Here is a 21,400-nt window from a genome sequence, read left to right as displayed (position 1 = left end):
AATAACGATATGTTGATTCGGGCGGTGCGATACCTGGGGACGCTGCGCTGTCGACGGCTCGATGAGACGAACTGTAGGAGCCGGCTTGCCGGCGAAGGCGCTCTCACGGGCCCCTTCGCTGGCAAGCCAGCTCCTACAAGGCTGGCAGGGTCGCTTTTTACACGGATCAGCGTTCGTGCAGGGCTTCGGCGCGGGCGCGGATGATCGGCTTGAGCAGATAGCTGAGGATGCTCTTCTTGCCGGTGATGATGTCCACCGAGGCGACCATCCCGGGAATGATCAGCAGCGGCTTGTCATCGGTGCCCAGGTGGCTGCGGTCGGTGCGCAGCTTGATCATGTAGTAGGTGGTTTTCTTGTCTTCGTCGGTGATGGTGTCGGCGCCGATCTGTTCCAGACGGGCCTTGAGGCCGCCATAGATGGTGTAGTCATAGGCGCTGAACTTGACCACCGCTTCCTGGCCCGGGTGCAGGAAGGCAATGTCCTGGGGACGGATCTTGGCCTCCACCAACAGGGTGTCGTCCAGGGGCACGATTTCCACCATGTCGCTGCCCGGCTGGATCACGCCGCCAATGGTGTTGACCATCAGTTGCTTGACGATGCCGCGCACCGGCGAGGTGACCAGGGTCCGGCTGACCCGGTCTTCCAGTGCCTTGCCGGTGGCGCTGGCCTTGTTCAGTTCGGTGCGCGCCTCATTGAGCTGGGTCAGGGCCTCGCTGCGGAACTTGCCGCGGGTTTCATCAATCTTGCGCTGCACTTCCTTGATCGCCGATTCGGCACGGGGAATCGCCAGGGTGGTGGCGTCCAACTGGCCACGGGTTTCCACTTCGGCACGCTTGAGCCGCAGCACTTCCACCGGCGATACCGCGCCCTGGGCCACCAGGGGCTCGGACATGGCAATTTCCTGGCGTTGCAAGCCCAGTTGCTGACGGTACTGGGCCTGCTTGGAAGTAAACTCCCGCAGTTCCTGCTGTTTCTGGATCAGCTGTTCCTGGAGGCCGCCGATTTCGTCATGCAGCTGCTGACGGCGGCTCTCGTACAGGGATTTTTCGCTGGCGGCCTGGCCCGGTGCGTCCTTGAGCGCTTGCTCCGGGAAATTCAACGCACGGTCATCGACCTCGGCGCTCAGGCGCTCCACCCGCAGCAACATGGACAGGCGCACGGTCTCGGTCTCGCCGACGTTGGACTGGAAGCGCGTGTCATCCAGGCGGATCAACGGCGCGCCGGCCTCCACCACCTGGCCTTCCTTGACGTACAGCTCGGAGACGATCCCGCCTTCCAGGTTCTGGATCTTCTGCACCTTGGACGAAGGAATGGCCTTGCCCTCGCCTTTGGTCACTTCGTCGATGACCGCGAAGTTGGCCCACAGCACCAGGAACAGGAAAAACGCGATGATGCCCCAGATGGTCAGGCGAATGACCCGTGGCGCATCTTCGATCAGGGCCTTGTTGACCTCGGGCAACGGCTGCCCCTGGAGAGAATCGGTGCCTTTGAAATAGCGGCGGATCGAGTCCTTGAATCCCGACTTAAGCAACACTGATCTGCCCCTTCTTCAACGCTTCCATCACTACCGCTTTCGGGCCATCGGCCAGGATCTGTCCACGGTCCACCACCAACAGCCGGTCCACCAGCGACAACAGCGACGCCCGGTGAGTGACCAGGACCACGGTCTTGTTCTGCACCACTGCTTCCAGGCGCTGTTTCAAGCGTTCTTCACCGGTGTTGTCCATGGCACTAGTGGGCTCGTCGAGCAATAGGATCTGCGGGTTGAGCAACAGGGCACGAGCCAGGGCGACGTTCTGTCGCTGGCCACCGGAGAGGTTCTGTCCGCGTTCGCCCACCTGCAGTTCATAGCCTTGCGGGTGCAGCCGGGCGAATTCGTGAACCCCTGCCAGTTCGGCGGCTTGCAGCACCAGCTCGTCTTCGACGTAGCGGGCACCGGAGGTCAGGTTGTCCCGCAGGGTGCCGGCCAGCAGCTGGATGTCCTGGGGCACGTAGCCAATGTTGTGGCGCAATTCGCTGACATCGATCTGGCGGATGTCCACACCGTCCACCAGCAAGGCACCGGAGTCCGGCTGATAGAGCCCCACCAGCAGCTTGGCCAGGGAGCTTTTGCCCGAGCCACTGCGGCCGATGATGCCGACCTTCTCGCCCGGCTTGATCACCAGGTTGATGTTCTTCAGCGCCGGATTCTGCTGACCCGGGTAGGTGAAGTTCAGTTGCCGGCATTCGATGGCGCCCTGCAGCACGCTGCGACTCAGAGGGCGCTCGTCGAAATTGCGCTCCTGGGGCAGTTCCATCATCTGGTCCACCGAGGTCATGGTGACGCGGGCCTGCTGGTAGCGAGTCAGCAAACCGGACAGCGAGGCCAGTGGGCTCAAGGCCCGGCCGCTGAGCATGTAGCAAGCGATCAGCCCGCCCATGCTGAGGTTGCCGTCGATGATCTGGTACACGCCGAAGACGATCATGACCACCCCGGCCAGTTGCTGGATCAGCAAGGTGATGTTCATCGCCAGGCTGGAGAGCATCTTCACCCGCAGTTCCAGGCGGCTGAGGGTGCCGATGGTCTGCTCCCATTGATACTGACGCTCGCTTTCGGCGTTATTGACCTTGACCGCATCCAGCCCGGCCAGGGTTTCGATCAGGCTCGACTGGCGCTCGGCACCCAGGGCCATGGTTTTCTCCATGGTCGCCACCAGGGGCTTCTGCAAGGCGTAGCCGATACCCAGGGCAATGGGGAACGCCAGCACCGGGATCCACACCAGGTGCCCGCCAAGGATGGCGATCACCAGGAAGATCAGCAGGGTAAACGGCAGGTCGATGAGGCTGGTGAGGGTCAGGGACGCGAGAAAGTCCCGCAGGCTCTGAAACTCATGGATGTTCTGGGCGAAGCTGCCGACCCGAGCCGGGCGGTACTTCATGGCCATGCCGACGATGCGCTCGAACAGCGTGGCGGAAATGATCAGGTCGGTCTTTTTCCCCGCCAGGTCCAGGCACAGGCTGCGCAGACTCTTGAGGATCAGGTCGAAGATGTAGGCGCCCATGATGCCAATGGACAGCACCCACAGGGTCGAGGTGGCCTGGTTGGGCACCACCCGGTCGTAGACGTTCATCACGAACAGCGGCGCGGCCATGGCGATGATGTTGATCAGCAGGCTCGCGGCGATGGCGTCGGCATACAGCCAGCGCGAACGCTTGAGGGTGTCGCGGAACCAGGAGCGGGCCCGGGGAATCAGCGACCCGTGATTGACATCGAACTTGTGCTGGGGCTGGGCAAAGAACACCTGGCCGCTGTAGTCGTCGGCCAGCAATTGGCGATTGACGCAGACTTCACCGCCATCGCTTTCGCTGAGCAGCAGCCGCGCCTGGTCCTCGCCCTGCCAGCCCAGGAGCACGGCGCTGCGGCCGTCCTTGAGCAATAGCAGGGCGGGCATCGCGATGGTTGGAATCTGTTCGAGCTTGCGGCGTAACACCCGCCCCTGCAGCCCGGCCCGAGCCGCCGCACGGGGCAGCAGCTCGGCGCTCAAGCGCTGTGACGGCAATGGCAGACCCGTGGTCAGCATGGCCGCACTGGCAGGTTTCTGATGCAGGAAGCAAAGGGTCAGCAACCCATCCAGCAAGGGATCGTCATGCATGCCGCGCGGATCATGACTGAGTTGCACACGACTGACTTCTGATTCCACGCTGGACACTCTTGGCTGGCAATAGGATGAAAGTAGCTCAATTCATCCCAGGCAGCTGGACCTTGGGCTTCGCATCGTTCTGCACGACCGAAGCCATAGGTGCGACCACTCCCTGGCTCTTGAGCAACTCGCCCATGGTCGCCTTGATTCGATACTGAGTAAATAACTGAATGTTCTGGATCTCGGCCAAACGCCGGGAAGCGGTGAACAGTTCGTTTTCACTGTCGAGCAAGTCCAGCAGAGTACGTTCGCCCAGGCTGAACTGTTTCTGGTAAGCGGTGCGCACCGCAGTGCTGCGGTCGACATATTGCTGGGCGATCGGCACCTGGGCGTTGGCGTTGTTCTGGGCGTTCCAGGCCAGGCCCAGTTCTTCGTTCAGAACCCGCAGGGCGTTGTTGCGAATATCCAGGGCCTGGTTCGACTGGTAGGCCTTGGACTCCAGGTCGGCCTTGTTGCTGCCGCCGGCGAACAGGTTGAAGCGCATGCGCAGCATGGCCTGCCATTCATTGTTATGGCCGTTCTGACCGTCGAGGTCGTTATCGGCGGTGCGGCCCAGCTCAGCATCGAAACGCGGGTAGAAAGCCGACTTGGCGGCGTCGTACTGCTTCTCGGCAGCGACGATATCGGACTCGGCGGAGCGCAGGATCGGGCTGTTTTCCAGCATCTGGCGTCGGGCTTCATCGAGGTTGGCCGGCAGCAGCGCCATAAAACTGGCTGGTCGCTCCAATTGATCCGGCATCTCTCCCACAGCACTCAGGTAGTTGGTCTGGGCATCGGCCAGGTTGGTCTGCTCGGTGATCAGATTGTTGCGGGCCTGGGCCATGCGCGCTTCGGCCTGGTCAAGGTCGGCACCACTGCCTACGCCACGCTGGGTGCGCAGTTTGATCTGGTCGTAGATGCGTTCGTGATTACGCAGATTGTCTTCTGCCAACTGCACAAACTGACGACGGGTCAACACATCCAGGTACACCTGGGCCACGGTCAGCGCGGTGCGCTCGGAAGTGCCCAGCAGGGAATAAGCCCGAGAGTTGACGGTGGCTTGTTGACGCCCCACTTCGCTGGAGGTGGCAAAACCGTCAAAAACCATCTGCTGGAGACGTAAACTTGACTCTCCGCGGTTCAAGGTTTCCCAGTGATTACTGCCAGTACCCGCACGAGTACTAGGGTTATCCGTGCCTTCACGGCCGTAGCCAGCGAGCATATCGACGCGCGGCAAATAGCCACCCTTGGCCGCTTTGAGTTGATAGTCAGCGGCTAGACGGCTGTTTACCCCGGCTTGTATTTCCGGATGCACATCCAGTGCTTTCTGCATGGCTTCGGGGAGTGTTTGTGCCTGCACGAAACTGGCGGCTAAGGCGAACGGCAGGGCCTTGAACAGGTGAAAACGCATGGTAAGAATTTCCCTCGGACAGCATGTCCAGAAACACGTCATTAACGTGGTGCCACATCGAATGATTACAAGCACAACGACCGTCCGTCGGAAAGCTCAAACTAAGAACTGGTTCACATACTTCAAGTCAGGTTATTGCATAAATATCAATGTGACATTAATCCGGCGATTGTTTAGGATGGCATCCATAAGGTCAATAGTTTGGCATAAAGTTAATCTCGAAAAAATCTAGCCAAAATATTGACAGCCATACTGTCAAATACCCGTTTCCAATTACACAGCAATGTACCTCCAGACTGAGTTGCGGCCCGCGCCCAAGCCGGTACATGGATGTCAACTGAGCGGTACACCGGAGAGTCCCCAATGAGCAGTGTTGTTGCCATCGTCAAAAGCATTGTCGGTCAGGTTTTCGTAGTTTCCCCGGAAGGAATCCGGCGCGTACTCATCGAAGGCGACCGCCTGTTCGTGGGTGACCAGGTGGATACCGGCCCGGCGGGTGCCGTCACTCTGGAGTTGACCGACGGGCGTACCCTCGACCTTGGCCGCGACACTCAATGGAGCGGTGCCGCCCCGGACTCCAGCACCGACCTGGCCCAGGCCAGCGCGCAAGCCGCGCCCTCGGTGGCTGAACTGCAGCAGGCCATTGCCGCCGGTGTCGACCCGACCACCGACCTGGAAGCCACCGCTGCCGGCCCGTCCGCAGCAGGTACGGGTGGTGCTGCCGGGGGCGGCCACAGCTTCGTCCAGCTTGAGGAAACTGCAGGCCGGGTGGACCCGACCATCGGCTTCCCGACCGCCGGCCTGGGGCTGGCCAATTCGGCCCAGGACAACACCATTGGCGGGCTGACCAACAATAATGGCCTGGCCAATGGCAACGGCAGTGGCAGTGATTCGCTGCGCCCGGCGACCCTGACCCTGGGCGCCACCCCGACCATCACCGAAGCCGGTGGTGTGCTGGTGTATACCGCCACTCTGACCCAGGCACCGCTGACCGACCTGACCGTCACCCTGTCCAATGGCGCGGTCATCGTGATCGGCGCCGGCCAAACCACTGGCAGCGTGCAGGTCCCTCTGGCGCCCCATGACAACGTCTATATCGACCCCGGCCAGATCAGCGTTAGCGTGACCGGCACTGCTGGCGGCGGCGGCCTGCTGGTGACCGTCAACCCGACCCCGGCGGTGACCCTGGTCACCGACACTATCGACACCACCACCGTCACCCTGACAGCCGATGCCAACGTCACCGAAGGCGGACAGATCACCTACACCGCCACCCTGACCAACCCGGCGCAGACGCCGGTGACCATTACCCTGTCCAACGGTTCGGTCATCACCATCGAAGCGGGCAAGTCCAGCGGCTCGATCGACGTCGCGGCCCCGGCCAACGATGTCTACAAGAACGGCAGCACCCTCGAGGTCGGCATCACCAAGGCTGAGGGCGGCAACTTCGAGAGCCTGGTGCCCAGCACCGACAAGGCCGTGACTACAGTCACCGACACCATTGACGATACCGGCCTGAGCCTGTCGGCCACCGGCACCGTGGCCGAAGGCGGCTCCATCGTCTACACCGCGACCCTGACCAATCCTGCCGGGACTGCGCTGACCGTCACCCTGAGCAACGGCGCGGTGATTACCATCGCTGCTGGCACCACTTCCGGCACCGCCACCGTCGCGGCCCCGGCTGATGACGTCTATAAGGACGCGGGCAAGGTCGAAGTCACCATCACCAAGACCGATGGCGGCAACTTCGAAAACCTGGTCACCAATCCAGCCCCTGCCGTCACTGACGTCACCGACACTATCGACACTTCCACCGTCAGCCTGACTGCCACTCCGAGCGTCGCCGAAGGTGGAACCGTGGTTTACACCGCCTCGGTTACGGCTCCGGTTACCGGTTCGCCGGTCGTGGTCACCCTGTCCAACGGCCAGACCATCACTATTCCAGTGGGCGAGTCTTCCGCCACGGTGAACTTCACCGCGCCGAACGATGCCTTGGCTGGCGGTAGCTCTCTGAGCACCAACATCACCAAAGCTGACGGTGGTAACTACGAGAAGCTGGAGATCAACGACAAGCCAGCTGAAACCTCGGTTACCGATACCCCGGACACCACTACTCTGAGCCTGAGTGCTACTGACTCGGTAGCAGAAGGCGGGTCCATCGTTTACACCGCTACGCTGACCAACGCTGCCGGGACTCCGGTCACCGTGACCCTGAGCAACGGTGCTGTCATCACTATCGCTGCTGGTGCCACCACCGGCACCGCCACCGTCGCGGCCCCGGCCGACGATGTGTACAAGGACGCCGGCAAGGTCGAGGTCACCATCACCAAGACCGATGGCGGCAACTTCGAGAACCTGGAAACCAACCCGGCTCCAGCAGTGACTGATGTCACTGACACTATCGATACGTCGACTGTCAGCCTGACCGCGACCCCGAGCGTGGCTGAAGGCGGCACCGTGGTGTACACCGCATCGGTCACCGCGCCAGTGACCGGCTCCCCGGTTGTGGTGACCTTGTCCAACGGACAGACCATCACTATCCCGGTTGGCGAAAGCCAGGCTTCGGTGAACTTCACCGCGCCGAACGATGCCCTGGCTGGCGGTAGCTCCTTGAGCACCACCATCACCAAGGCTGACGGCGGCAACTACGAGAAGCTGGAGATCAACGACAAGCCAGCTGAAACCTCGGTCACCGACACACCGGACACCACCACCCTCAGCGTGACTGCTACCGATACCGTGGCAGAAGGCGGTTCGATTGTTTACACCGCGACCCTGAGCAACGCTGCCGGAACTCCGGTGACCGTGACCCTGAGCAACGGCGCGGTGATCACCATTGCCGCTGGCGCCACGACTGGCACCGCCACTGTTGCGGCGCCAGCCGATGACGTCTACAAAGATGCCGGTAAGGTTGAAGTCACCATCACCAAAGCGGATGGCGGCAACTTCGAGAACCTGGTCACCAACCCAGCTCCGGCTGTGACTGATGTCACCGACACCATCGACACTTCCACCGTCAGCCTGACTGCCACTCCGAGCGTCGCCGAAGGCGGCACAGTGGTGTACACCGCGTCGGTTACGGCTCCGGTTACCGACTCGCCGGTTGTGGTGACCCTGTCCAACGGCCAGACCATCACTATTCCGGTTGGCGAAAGCCAGGCTTCGGTGAACTTCACCGCGCCGAACGATGCCCTGGCTGGCGGTAGCTCCTTGAGCACCACCATCACCAAGGCTGACGGTGGTAACTACGAGAAGCTGGAGATCAACGACAAGCCAGCTGAAACCTCGGTCACCGACACACCGGACACCACCACCCTCAGCGTGACTGCTACCGATACCGTGGCTGAAGGCGGTTCGATTGTTTACACCGCGACCCTGACCAACGCTGCCGGTACTCCGGTCACCGTGACCCTGAGCAACGGTGCTGTGATCACCATCGCCGCTGGCGCCACGACTGGCATCGCCACTGTTGCGGCGCCAGCCGATGACGTCTACAAAGATGCCGGTAAGGTTGAAGTCACCATCACCAAAGCGGATGGCGGCAACTTCGAAAACTTGGTCACCAATCCAGCTCCAGCCGTGACTGATGTCACTGACACTATCGATACCAGCACCGTTTCGTTAACCGCGACCCCAAGCGTCGCCGAAGGCGGCATCGTGGTGTACACAGCCTCGGTGTCCGCCCCAGTAACTGGCTCCCCGGTCGTAGTAACGCTGTCCAATGGCCAGACCATCACCATCCCGGTGGGCGAATCGTCCGCTACCGTGAACTTCACCGCACCCAACGATGCCCTGGCCGGTGGCAGCTCCTTAAGCACCACCATCACCAAGGCTGACGGCGGCAACTACGAGAAGCTGGAGATCAACGACAAGCCAGCTGAAACCTCGGTCACCGACACACCGGACACCACCACCCTCAGCGTGACTGCTACCGATACCGTGGCAGAAGGCGGTTCGATTGTTTACACCGCGACCCTGACCAACGCTGCCGGTACTCCGGTCACCGTGACCCTGAGCAATGGCGCGGTGATCACCATTGCCGCAGGCGCCACAACTGGCACCGCCACCGTCGCGGCACCAGCCGATGACGTCTACAAAGATGCCGGTAAGGTTGAAGTCACCATCACCAAAGCGGATGGCGGCAACTTCGAGAACCTGGTCACCAACCCAGCTCCGGCTGTGACTGATGTCACCGACACCATCGATACTTCCACCGTCAGCCTGACTGCCACTCCGAGCGTCGCCGAAGGCGGCACAGTGGTGTACACCGCGTCGGTTACGGCTCCGGTTACCGGCTCGCCGGTCGTGGTGACCCTGTCCAACGGTCAGACCATCACTATCCCGGTTGGCGAAAGCCAGGCTTCGGTGAACTTCACCGCGCCGAACGATGCCTTGGCTGGCGGTAGCTCCCTGAGTACCACCATCACCAAGACCGAGGGTGGCAACTACGAAAAACTGGAGATCAATGACAAGCCGGCCGAGACCGCTGTCACCGACACTCCAGACACAACGACGCTGAGCCTGTCGGCCACCGACTCCGTGGCCGAGGGCGGCTCCATTGTCTACACCGCCACACTGACCAATGCTGCGGGCACGCCAGTCACCGTGACCCTGTCCAACGGTGCCGTCATCACCATCGCCGCGGGCGCTACCTCGGGTACAGCCACCGTCGCCGCACCGGCTGACGACGTGTACAAGGATGCGGGCAAGGTCGAAGTCACCATCAGCAAGGCTGACGGTGGCAACTTCGAAAACCTGGAGACCAACCCAGCGCCAGCCGTCACCGATGTCACCGACACCATCGATACCTCGACGGTGAACCTGACTGCCACGCCGAGCGTGGCCGAAGGCGGCACCGTGGTGTACACCGCGTCGGTGTCGGCGCCGGTGACCGGCTCGCCAGTCGTGGTGACCCTGTCCAACGGTCAGACCATCACCATCCCGGTCGGCGAAAGCCAGGCTTCGGTCAATTTCACCGCGCCCAACGATGCCCTGGCCGGTGGCAGCTCTCTGAGCACCACCATCACCAAGGCTGACGGCGGTAACTACGAGAAGCTGGAGATCAGCGACAAGCCCGCTGAAACCACAGTAACCGACACCCCAGACACCACCACCCTGAGCCTGTCGGCCACCGACTCCGTGGCCGAAGGCGGCTCCATTGTCTACACCGCGACCCTGACCAATGCCGCAGGCACCCCGGTCACCGTGACCCTGAGCAATGGCGCGGTGATCACCATCGCTGCGGGCGCCACGTCCGGCACCGCCACCGTTGCCGCACCAGCCGACGACGTCTACAAAGACGCCGGAAAAGTCGAAGCCACCATCACTAAAGCGGACGGCGGCAATTTCGAGAACCTGGTGACCAATCCAGCGCCTGCTGTGACTGATGTCACCGATACCATCGACACCAGCACTGTGTCCCTCACCGCAACGCCGAGCGTCGCTGAAGGCGGCACCGTGGTGTACACCGCATCGGTGTCCGCGCCGGTGACCGGCTCCCCGGTTGTGGTCACCCTGTCCAACGGCCAGACCATCACCATTCCGGTGGGCGAGTCTTCCGCCACCGTGAACTTCACTGCACCGAATGACGCCCTGGCTGGCGGTAGCTCTCTGAGCACCACCATCACCAAGACCGATGGCGGTAACTACGAAAAACTGGAAATCAGCGATAAACCCGCTGAAACCAGCGTTACCGATACTCCGGATACAACGACTCTGAGCCTGACGGCCACTGAGTCTGTGGCCGAGGGCGGCTCTATCGTCTACACCGCCACTCTGACCAACGCTGCCGGAACTCCGGTGACCGTGACCCTGAGCAACGGTGCTGTGATCACCATCGCCGCTGGCGCCACGACCGGCACCGCCACTGTTGCGGCGCCAGCCGACGACGTCTACAAAGACGCCGGCAAAGTCGAAGCCACCATCACCAAAACGGACGGTGGCAACTTCGAAAACCTGGTCACCAACCCAGCTCCAGCGGTGACTGATGTCACCGATACCATCGACACCAGCACCGTTTCACTGACTGCTACGCCAAGCGTCGCTGAAGGCGGCACCGTGGTGTACACCGCATCGGTCACCGCTCCGGTTACCGGCTCTCCGGTTGTGGTCACCCTATCCAACGGCCAGACCATCACCATTCCGGTGGGCGAATCTTCCGGCAGCGTGAACTTCACTGCACCGAATGACGCCCTGGCTGGCGGTAGCTCCCTGAGTACCACCATCACCAAAGCGGACGGTGGCAACTACGAAAAGCTGGACATCAACGACAAACCCGCTGAGACCAGTGTTACCGATACGCCGGACACCACCACCCTGAGCCTGTCGGCCACCGAGTCCGTGGCCGAGGGCGGCTCCATTGTCTACACCGCTACCCTGACCAATGCCGCAGGCACTCCGGTCACTGTGACCCTGTCCAACGGTGCCGTCATCACCATCGCCGCGGGCGCTACCTCGGGTACAGCCACCGTCGCCGCACCGGCTGACGACGTGTACAAGGATGCGGGCAAGGTCGAAGTCACCATCAGCAAGGCTGACGGTGGCAACTTCGAAAACCTGGAGACCAACCCAGCGCCAGCCGTCACCGATGTCACCGACACCATCGATACCTCGACGGTGAACCTGACTGCCACGCCGAGCGTGGCCGAAGGCGGCACCGTGGTGTATACCGCGTCGGTGTCGGCGCCGGTGACCGGCTCGCCAGTCGTGGTGACCCTGTCCAACGGTCAGACCATCACCATCCCGGTCGGCGAAAGCCAGGCTTCGGTCAATTTCACCGCGCCCAACGATGCCCTGGCCGGTGGCAGCTCTCTGAGCACCACCATCACCAAGGCTGACGGCGGTAACTACGAGAAGCTGGAGATCAGCGACAAGCCCGCTGAAACCACAGTAACCGACACCCCAGACACCACCACCCTGAGCCTGTCGGCCACCGACTCCGTGGCCGAAGGCGGCTCCATTGTCTACACCGCTACCCTGACCAATGCCGCAGGCACCCCGGTCACCGTGACCCTGAGCAATGGCGCGGTGATCACCATCGCTGCGGGCGCCACGTCCGGCACCGCCACCGTTGCCGCACCAGCCGACGACGTCTACAAAGACGCCGGAAAAGTCGAAGCCACCATCACTAAAGCGGACGGCGGCAATTTCGAGAACCTGGTGACCAATCCAGCGCCTGCTGTGACTGATGTCACCGATACCATCGACACCAGCACTGTGTCCCTCACCGCAACGCCGAGCGTCGCTGAAGGCGGCACCGTGGTGTACACCGCATCGGTGTCCGCGCCGGTGACCGGCTCGCCGGTTGTGGTGACCCTGTCCAATGGGCAAACCATCACCATTCCAGTGGGCGAGTCTTCCGCCACCGTGAACTTCACTGCGCCCAATGATGCCCTGGCTGGCGGCAGCTCCCTGAGCACCACCATCACCAAGGCCGATGGCGGTAACTACGAAAAACTGGAGATCAATGACAAGCCGGCCGAGACCGCTGTCACCGACACTCCGGACACCACGACGCTGAGCCTCTCGGCCACTGACTCGGTGGCCGAAGGCGGCTCCATTGTCTACACCGCCACCCTGAGCAATGCCGCAGGCACACCGGTCACGGTCACGCTGTCCAACGGTGCAGTCATCACCATCGCGGCTGGCGCCACGTCCGGCACCGCCACAGTGCCTGCGCCTGCCGATGACGTGTACAAGGACGCGGGCAAGGTCGAAGCCACTATCACTAAAGCGGATGGCGGCAACTTCGAGCAGTTGGTAACCAACCCAGCTCCAGCCGTCACCGATGTCACTGACACCATCGACACGTCCACCGTCAGCCTGACCGCTACCCCAAGCGTCGCTGAAGGCGGCACTGTGGTGTACACCGCTTCGGTATCGGCACCTGTCACCGGCTCCCCGGTTGTGGTCACCCTGTCCAACGGCCAGACCATCACCATCCCGGTCGGTGAAAGCCAGGCTTCGGTCAATTTCACCGCGCCGAACGACGCTCTGGCCGGTGGCAGCTCCTTGAGCACCACCATCACCAAGGCTGATGGTGGCAACTACGAGAAGCTGGACATCAGCGATAAACCCGCTGAAACCAGCGTTACCGATACGCCGGATACAACCACTCTGAGCCTGACGGCCACCGATTCCGTGGCCGAAGGCGGTTCCATCGTTTACACCGCCACCCTGACCAATGCCGCTGGCACACCGGTCACGGTCACGCTGTCCAACGGTGCAGTCATCACCATCGCGGCCGGCGCCACGTCCGGCACCGCCACAGTGCCTGCGCCTGCCGATGACGTGTACAAGGACGCGGGCAAGGTCGAAGCCACTATCACTAAAGCGGATGGCGGCAACTTCGAGAACCTGGTCACTAACCCAGCTCCAGCGGTGACCGATGTCACTGACACCATCGATACATCGACCGTCAGCCTGACCGCGACCCCGAGCGTCGCCGAAGGCGGCACCGTGGTGTACACCGCGTCGGTTTCGGCGCCGGTCACCGGCTCGCCGGTCGTGGTGACCCTGTCCAACGGCCAGACCATCACCATTCCGGTGGGCGAGTCTTCCGCCACCGTGAACTTCACCGCGCCCAATGATGCCCTGGCTGGCGGCAGCTCCCTGAGCACCACCATTACCAAGGCCGACGGTGGCAATTACGAGAAGCTGGAGATCAGCGATAAACCGGCTGAAACCACGGTTACCGATACGCCGGATACAACGACGCTGAGCCTGACCGCTACCGATTCCGTGGCTGAAGGCGGCTCCATTGTCTACACCGCCACCTTGACCAATGCCGCTGGCACACCGGTTACCGTAACCCTGAGCAACGGCGCGGTGATCACCATCGCTGCGGGCGCCACGTCCGGCACCGCCACCGTTGCCGCACCAGCCGACGACGTCTACAAAGACGCCGGAAAAGTCGAAGCCACCATCACTAAAGCGGACGGCGGCAATTTCGAGAACCTGGTGACCAATCCAGCGCCTGCCGTGACTGATGTCACCGATACCATCGACACCAGCACCGTTTCGCTGACCGCTACGCCAAGCGTGGCTGAAGGTGGCACCGTGGTTTACACCGCGTCGGTAACCGCGCCGGTGACCGGCTCCCCGGTTGTGGTCACTCTCTCCAACGGTCAAACCATCACCATTCCGGTGGGCGAATCTTCCGGCAGCGTGAACTTCACTGCACCGAATGACGCCCTGGCTGGCGGCAGTTCCCTGAGCACCACCATCACCAAAGCGGACGGTGGCAACTACGAAAAACTGGAGGTCAGCGATAAACCCGCTGAGACCTCGGTCACCGATACCCCGGACACCACCACCCTGAGCCTGAGTGCAACCGACTCCGTGGCCGAAGGTGGTTCCATCGTTTACACCGCCACCCTGACCAATGCAGCTGGCACACCGGTTACCGTAACCCTGTCTAACGGTGCGGTGATCACCATCGCAGCCGGTGCCACCACTGGCACCGCCACTGTTGCGGCACCAGCCGACGACGTCTACAAAGACGCCGGCAAAGTCGAAGCCACCATCACCAAAGCGGATGGCGGCAATTTCGAGAACCTGGTGACCAATCCAGCGCCTGCCGTGACTGATGTCACCGATACCATCGACACCAGCACCGTTTCACTGACTGCTACGCCAAGCGTGGCCGAAGGCGGCATCGTGGTGTACACCGCATCGGTCACCGCGCCAGTGACTGGCTCGCCGGTCGTGGTCACCCTGTCCAACGGCCAGACCATCACCATCCCGGTGGGCGAGTCCTCCGGCAGCGTGAATTTCACCGCACCGAACGATGCCTTGGCTGGCGGTAGCTCCCTGAGCACCACCATCACCAAGACCGACGGTGGCAATTACGAGAAGTTGGATATCAGTGACAAACCGGCTGAAACCACGGTTACCGATACGCCGGATACAACGACGCTGAGCCTGACCGCTACCGATTCCGTGGCTGAAGGCGGCTCCATTGTCTACACCGCAACACTGAGCAATGCGGCCGGGACTCCGGTCACCGTGACGTTGAGCAATGGCGCAGTGATCACCATCGCCGCAGGCGCCACTTCCAGCACCGCGACTGTCGCCGCCCCGGCCGATGATGTTTATAAGGACGCCGGCAAGGTCGAAGCCTCCATCACCAAAGCTGACGGCGGCAATTTCGAGCACCTGGTCACCAACCCGGCTCCAGCCGTGACTGATGTCACCGATACTATCGATACGTCGACGGTGAGCCTGACCGCCACGCCAAGCGTGGCCGAAGGTGGAACCGTGGTGTACACCGCATCGGTCACCGCGCCGGTGACTGGCTCGCCAGTAGTAGTGACCCTGTCGAACGGTCAGACCATCACCATCCCAGTCGGTGAAAGCCAGGCTTCGGTCAATTTCACGGCGCCGAACGACGCTCTGGCCGGTGGCAGTTCTCTGAGCACCACCATTACCAGGGCCGATGGCGGCAACTACGAAAAACTGGCTATCAGCGACAAACCGGCCCAGACCTCGGTCACCGACACCGTCGACACCACCAATCTCAGCCTCAGTGCCACCGGTACCGTGGCTGAGGGTGGCCAGATCACCTACACCGCGACCCTGACCAACGCGGCCGGCACTCCGGTCACCGTGACTCTGAGCAACGGTGCCGTGATCCATATCGAGGCCGGTAAAACCACTGGCACCGTGACCGTCCCCGCACCAGCCGACGATGTCTACAAAGACGCCGGCAAGGTCGAGGCCACCATCACCAAGGCCGAAGGTGGCAACTTCGAGAAGCTGGTGCCGAACACCACGCCAGCCGTGACCGATGTGACTGACACCATCGACAACTCCACCGTCACGCTGAAGGCCACGCCTTCGGCTGCCGAGGGTGGCAACGTCACTTACACTGCCACCGTTAGTGCTCCAGTGACCGGTTCGCCTGTCACCGTGAACCTGGCCAATGGCGAGAAAATCACCATCCCGGTCGGCGAAACCACCGGTTCGGTGAGCATCAGCGCACCGAACGACGTATTGGTCGGTCACACTCCACTGACCAACTCCATCACCAACGTCAGCGGCGGCAACTACGAAAATCTCGTGGCCGACAAGACCCCGGTCAGCACCACCGTGACCGACACCGTCGACACCACCAGTGTCAGCCTCAGTGCCACCGGCACCGTGGCCGAGGGTGGTTCCATCGTTTACACCGCCACACTGAGCAATGCTGCAGGCACTCCGGTCACCGTGACCTTGAGCAATGGTGCAGTAATCACCATCGCCGCAGGTGCGACTACTGGTACCGCCACCGTCGCGGCGCCAACCGATGATGTTTACAAGGATGCAGGCAAGGTCGAGGCCACCATCACCAAGGCCGAAGGCGGCAACTTCGAGAAGCTGGTGCCGAACACCACGCCAGCCGTGACCGATGTCACCGACACCATCGACAACTCCACCGTCACGCTGAAGGCCACGCCTTCGGCTGCCGAAGGTGGCAACGTCACTTACACCGCCACCGTTAGCGCTCCAGTGACCGGTTCGCCTGTCACCGTGAACCTGGCCAATGGCGAGAAGATCACCATCCCGGTCGGCGAAACCACCGGTTCGGTGAGCATCAGCGCGCCTAACGACGTTCTGGTCGGCCACACTCCGCTGACCAACTCCATCACCAACGTCAGCGGCGGCAACTACGAAAATCTCGTGGCCGACAAGACCCCGGTCAGCACCACCGTGACCGACACCGTCGACACCACCAGCGTCAGCCTCAGTGCCACCGGCACCGTGGCCGAGGGCGGTTCGATTATCTACACCGCCACCCTGACCAACGCGCCTGGCACTCCGGTCACCGTGACTCTGAGCAACGGTGCCGTGATCCATATCGAGGCCGGTAAAACCACTGGCAACGTGACCGTCCCCGCACCAGCCGACGATGTCTACAAAGACGCCGGCAAGGTCGAGGCCACTATCACCAAGGCCGAAGGTGGCAACTTCGAGAAGCTGGTGCCGAACACCACGCCAGCCGTGACCGATGTCACCGACACCATCGACAACTCCACCGTCACGCTGAAGGCCACGCCTTCGGCTGCCGAGGGTGGCAACGTCACTTACACCGCCACCGTTAGCGCTCCAGTGACCGGTTCGCCCGTCACCGTGAACCTGGCCAATGGCGAGAAAATCACCATCCCGGTCGGCGAAACCACCGGTTCGGTGAGCATCAGCGCGCCTAACGACGTTCTGGTCGGTCACACTCCACTGACCAACTCCATCACCAACGTCAGCGGCGGCAACTACGAAAATCTCGTGGCCGACAAGACCCCAGTCAGCACCACCGTGACCGACACCGTCGACACCACCAGCGTCAGCCTCAGTGCCACCGGCACCGTGGCCGAAGGCGGCTCCATCGTCTACACCGCAACCCTGAGCAATGCTGCCGGCTCGCCGGTTACCGTGACCCTGAACAACGGTGCGGTGATCCATATCGAAGCCGGTAAAACCACCGGCACGGTCACCGTCCCGGCACCGGCAGATGACGTCTACATCGACGCCGGCAAGGTCAATGCGTCCATTACCGGCGCCACCGGCGGCAACTTCGAGAAGCTGGTACCAGACACCACGCCAGCCGTGACCAACGTCACCGATACTGTCGATACCACCTCGGTGGGCATCAGCGGCAGCACCTCGGTCACCGAAGGCCAGACCGCCAGCTACACCGTGAGCCTGACCCACCCGGCGCAAACCGAAGTCACCCTGAAGATCAGCTACAGCGGCACCGCCACCGACGGCTCGGACTTCAGCGGCGTGTACACCGTGAAGATCCCGGCCGGCGCCAGCAGCGCCACCTTCAACGTCGCCACCCTTGACGACAAGATCACCGAAGGCACGGAAAACTTCACGGTCAAGATCGACTCGGCCACCGGCGGCAACTTCGAGAATCTGGTGGTGGGCAGCAACAATACCGTCACCACCTCGATCATCGACAACGATGCGCCACCGGTCATCGACCTGGATGCCAACAACTCCAGCGGCGCCACCGGAGCCGACTACAAGGTCACCTTCACCGAAGGCACCGCAGGCCCTGGCGTGTCGATCGCCGACACCGACCTGAGCATCACCGATCCGGACAGCACCCTGCTCACCGGCGCCACCATCGTGCTGACCAACCGTCAGCCGGGGGACTCGCTGAACCTGGGCAACAGCGTCAACGGCATCAACATCAATGCCAACAGCAAGGACGGTTCGATCACCCTGACCCTGTCGGGCAACGCGACGCTGGCCGACTACATGCAGCAGATCAAGAACATCACCTTCACCAACAACAGTGAAGACCCGAGCACCACGCCACGGACCATCACCGTGACCGTGACCGACGGCGGCAACTACTCCAACGTCGCCACCACCACGGTCAATGTGGTGGCGGTGAACGATGCCCCAACCGCCACCGGCGGCGCTGTCACCGGTACCGAAGACACGCCGCTGGCCCTGACCTGGTCCAACTTCGGCGTCAGCGACGTCGACAGCCCGGCGGCCAACCTCGGGGTGAAAATCACCCAACTACCGGGTGAAGGCAAACTGCAGTACCTGGACGGTTCGACCTGGAAGGACGTGGCCAACAACCAGACCTTCAGCAAGGCCGATATCGATGCCGGCAAACTGCGCTTCACGCCGGACGCCAATGAATCCGGCACCAATGGCTACGGCGGCAGCGGCGTAGGCAACCAGCAGGCGGATTACGCCCAGATCAAGTTCCAGCCAACCGATGGCCAGGCCCTGGGCAGCACCGGTACGGTCACGGTCGACATTACCCCAGTGGCCGATGCCCCGACCCTGAGCGTGGCGGGCAACAATGTGAACTCGGTCGGTCTGCTCAAGGAAGTCTGGACCGGCCTCAGCGGCCTGGGCACCGACGGCAGCGGCGCGTCCGCCAGCACTCTGAAATCGGTCATTGATGCTGCCGGCACGCCTAACAGCAGCAGCCTGGCGACCAACGTCCAGTCCGACGGCAACATCACCCCGGGCACCGCATCGAAGACCTCCGGCCTGATCTACCTGGAAGCCGGCAAGGCCTACACCTTCTCCGGCACCGGCGACGACAGCCTGCTGGTGACCATCGGTGGCAAGAACGTGGCCAGCACCACCTGGGGCGCGGGCGGTAACCTCAACGGTACCTTCACCCCGACCACCAGCGGCTACTACACCATCGACATCTACCACCATAACCAGAGTGGTCCGGGCGCTTACGACGTCAACCTCTCGGTCAATGGCGGCGCCGCGGTAGACCTGAGCAACGCCGGCGTGCCGCTGTACACCGGCGTCACCGACCTGACCAACGCCGGGGTTTCGGTATCCGACCTGCACGGCACCAACGGTGAGGGTTACTACGACGGTTACAAGCTCAACGAAGGCGGCGAAGGCGGCAGCGTGCATCTGGCGAAGATCAGCACCGGCCTGACCGATACCGACGGCTCGGAAACCCTGAGCGTGAAGATCAGCGGCATTCCTGCCGGTTCGGTCCTCAGCGATGGCGCCGGGCATACCTTCACCGCCACCGCGACCTCCGGCGAAGCCAATGTCACCGGCTGGAACCTGGGCAACCTGACGGTCACCCCGCCGCCTTACTACAACGGCACGTTCAACCTCAACGTGACCTCGACCTCCACCGAGTCCCTGGGCGGTTCTGCCAGCACTTCGGCGCAGATCCCGGTCAAGGTCTACCCGGCAACCTACAACGCGGTGGTCGCTACCTCCGGCGACGATACCGTCACCGGTACCGACGGCAACGACATCGTGGTCGCCGACATCGGCGGCCTGACCGTGGTCCCGGGCACCAACTACAACATTGCCTTCATGGTGGACACCTCGGGCAGTATGAGCAGCGCCTCGATCACCGCGGCCAAGAACTCCCTGACCTCGGTCTTCAATACCCTGAAGAACAGTATCGGCAGCGCCGGCTCGGGCACCGTGAACATCTTCCTTGCCGACTTCGATACCCAGGTCAACAAGTCGGTGTCGGTGAACCTCAACGACCCGAACGCCCTGGCCCAGCTCAAGGCCGTGCTGGATTCGATGGCTTCCGGCGGCGGCACCAACTATGAAGACGTGTTCAAGGCCACGGCCAACTTCTTCCAGAGCAGCCAGGCCACCGGCAACAGCAACGCCACCAACCTGACGTACTTCATTACCGACGGTAAGCCGACCTACTACCAGAGCGGCGAGCAGACCAACCCGACGCTGTACGGCAACGTGCGCCTCGACGATGTGGTGACCACCAGCAACTACAAGCTGGGGGATACCTTCGGCAAGTACCTCGACAACTCACACTACCTGAGCGTCGCCAGCGATGGCACGACGATCCTGCAGACCAACAATGGCTGGGGCTGGAGCAGCAAGACCCTGGGCACCCTGCACGCCCAGGGTGACGGCACCTACGAGCTGTCGAACCTGGCCGGCTCCGGCAGCAGCACCGATTACTACACCTCCACCAACTCCAGCAGCGGCTTTGCCCTGCTCAGCGGCCTGTCGAACGTCGAAGCCATCGGTATCAACAGTGGTGTCAGTCTCAACGACCTCAAGCCCTACGACAGCGACGGCAAGCCGCAGACCAACATCGACCCGGCCGACCTGGCCAACTCGATCATCGGTCACACCGAAGCCACCATGCCGGGGGCCGACAAGGTCAGCGGCGGCGACGGCAACGACATCCTGTTCGGCGACCTGGTGAGCTTCAACGGCATCGCCGGCGAGGGTTACCAGGCCATGCAGGCCTACGTGGCCAAGCAGAGCGGGGTCGATGTGAGCAAGGTCACCACCAGCAACGTGCACCAGTACATCACCGAGCACTACACCGAGTTCGATGTGTCCGGCAGCCACGACGGCAACGACACCCTGCTGGGCGGCGCCGGCAATGACATTCTCTTCGGCCAGGGCGGCAACGACACGCTGGACGGCGGCAAGGGCAATGACATCCTGCTGGGGGGCACCGGCAACGACACCCTGATCGGCGGCCAGGGCAACGACATCCTGATCGGCGGATCGGGGGCCGATACCTTCGTCTGGAAAGCCGGCGATACCGGCAACGACGTGATCAAGGACTTCAAGGCCAGCGAAGGTGACCGTATCGACCTGCGGGATCTGCTGCAGGGCGAGAGCGCCAGCACCATCGACAACTTCCTCAAGATCACCACCGTGGACGGGGTCTCGACCCTGCAGGTCAGTTCCGAAGGCAAGCTCAACGCCGCCGGGGGCCTGGCCAACGCCGACGTGACGATCAAGCTGGAAGGCAACAACTGGTCCAACGCCAACATCAATTCGTTGATCGCCGGCAGCGACCCGACCATCAAGATCGATCACAACAACAGCTGATCGGCTCCTGGCA

4 protein-coding genes are annotated in these 21,400 nt (G+C 62.3%); 1 reads left to right on the top strand and 3 read right to left on the bottom strand.

Translation table 11 applies throughout. The annotated features are described in order from the left end of the window. Positions 1-166: 166 nt before the first annotated feature. From P7C00_RS01175 to P7C00_RS01165, 3 genes are read right to left on the bottom strand one after another with little or no spacing between them, the layout of a single operon-like run. Positions 167-1,534 (bottom strand): HlyD family type I secretion periplasmic adaptor subunit, encoded by a 1,368-nt coding sequence (locus P7C00_RS01175; protein WP_346634009.1) that lies wholly within the window; start codon positions 1,532-1,534, stop codon positions 167-169. Beyond that, positions 1,524-3,680 carry a type I secretion system permease/ATPase gene (locus P7C00_RS01170; protein WP_404938003.1) on the bottom strand — a complete coding sequence of 719 codons (2,157 nt, stop codon included), beginning with the start codon at positions 3,678-3,680 and terminating at the stop codon, positions 1,524-1,526. Before P7C00_RS01170 ends, P7C00_RS01175 begins: the two co-directional genes overlap by 11 nt. A gap of 37 nt (positions 3,681-3,717) precedes the next feature. Then, positions 3,718-5,070, bottom strand: a complete 1,353-nt coding sequence (locus tag P7C00_RS01165; RefSeq protein ID WP_346634007.1) for a TolC family outer membrane protein — start codon at positions 5,068-5,070, stop codon at positions 3,718-3,720. Positions 5,071-5,433: 363 nt separating this feature from the next. Here P7C00_RS01165 and P7C00_RS01160 point away from each other — a divergent pair, with 363 nt between their 5' ends. Continuing rightward, positions 5,434-21,387: a LapA family giant adhesin gene (locus P7C00_RS01160; protein WP_404938002.1), complete on the top strand. Its 15,954-nt coding sequence runs from the start codon at positions 5,434-5,436 to the stop codon at positions 21,385-21,387. The last annotated feature ends 13 nt before the right edge of the window (positions 21,388-21,400 follow it).

Origin of the sequence: Pseudomonas sp. JDS08PS003 (genome assembly GCF_045013505.1) — a bacterium.
GTDB lineage: Bacteria > Pseudomonadota > Gammaproteobacteria > Pseudomonadales > Pseudomonadaceae > Aquipseudomonas > Aquipseudomonas protegens_B.
Note: the sequence above shows the minus strand (reverse complement) of the source record. Positions and strands in the feature narration are given on the sequence as shown.

What these genes read in the sequence shown, in the direction of transcription:
- P7C00_RS01165 (WP_346634007.1), bottom strand. Translation starts at nt 5,070, where the DNA reads ATGCGTTTTCACCTGTTCAAGGCCCTGCCGTTCGCCTTAGCCGCCAGT.
- P7C00_RS01160 (WP_404938002.1), top strand. Translation starts at nt 5,434, where the DNA reads ATGAGCAGTGTTGTTGCCATCGTCAAAAGCATTGTCGGTCAGGTTTTC.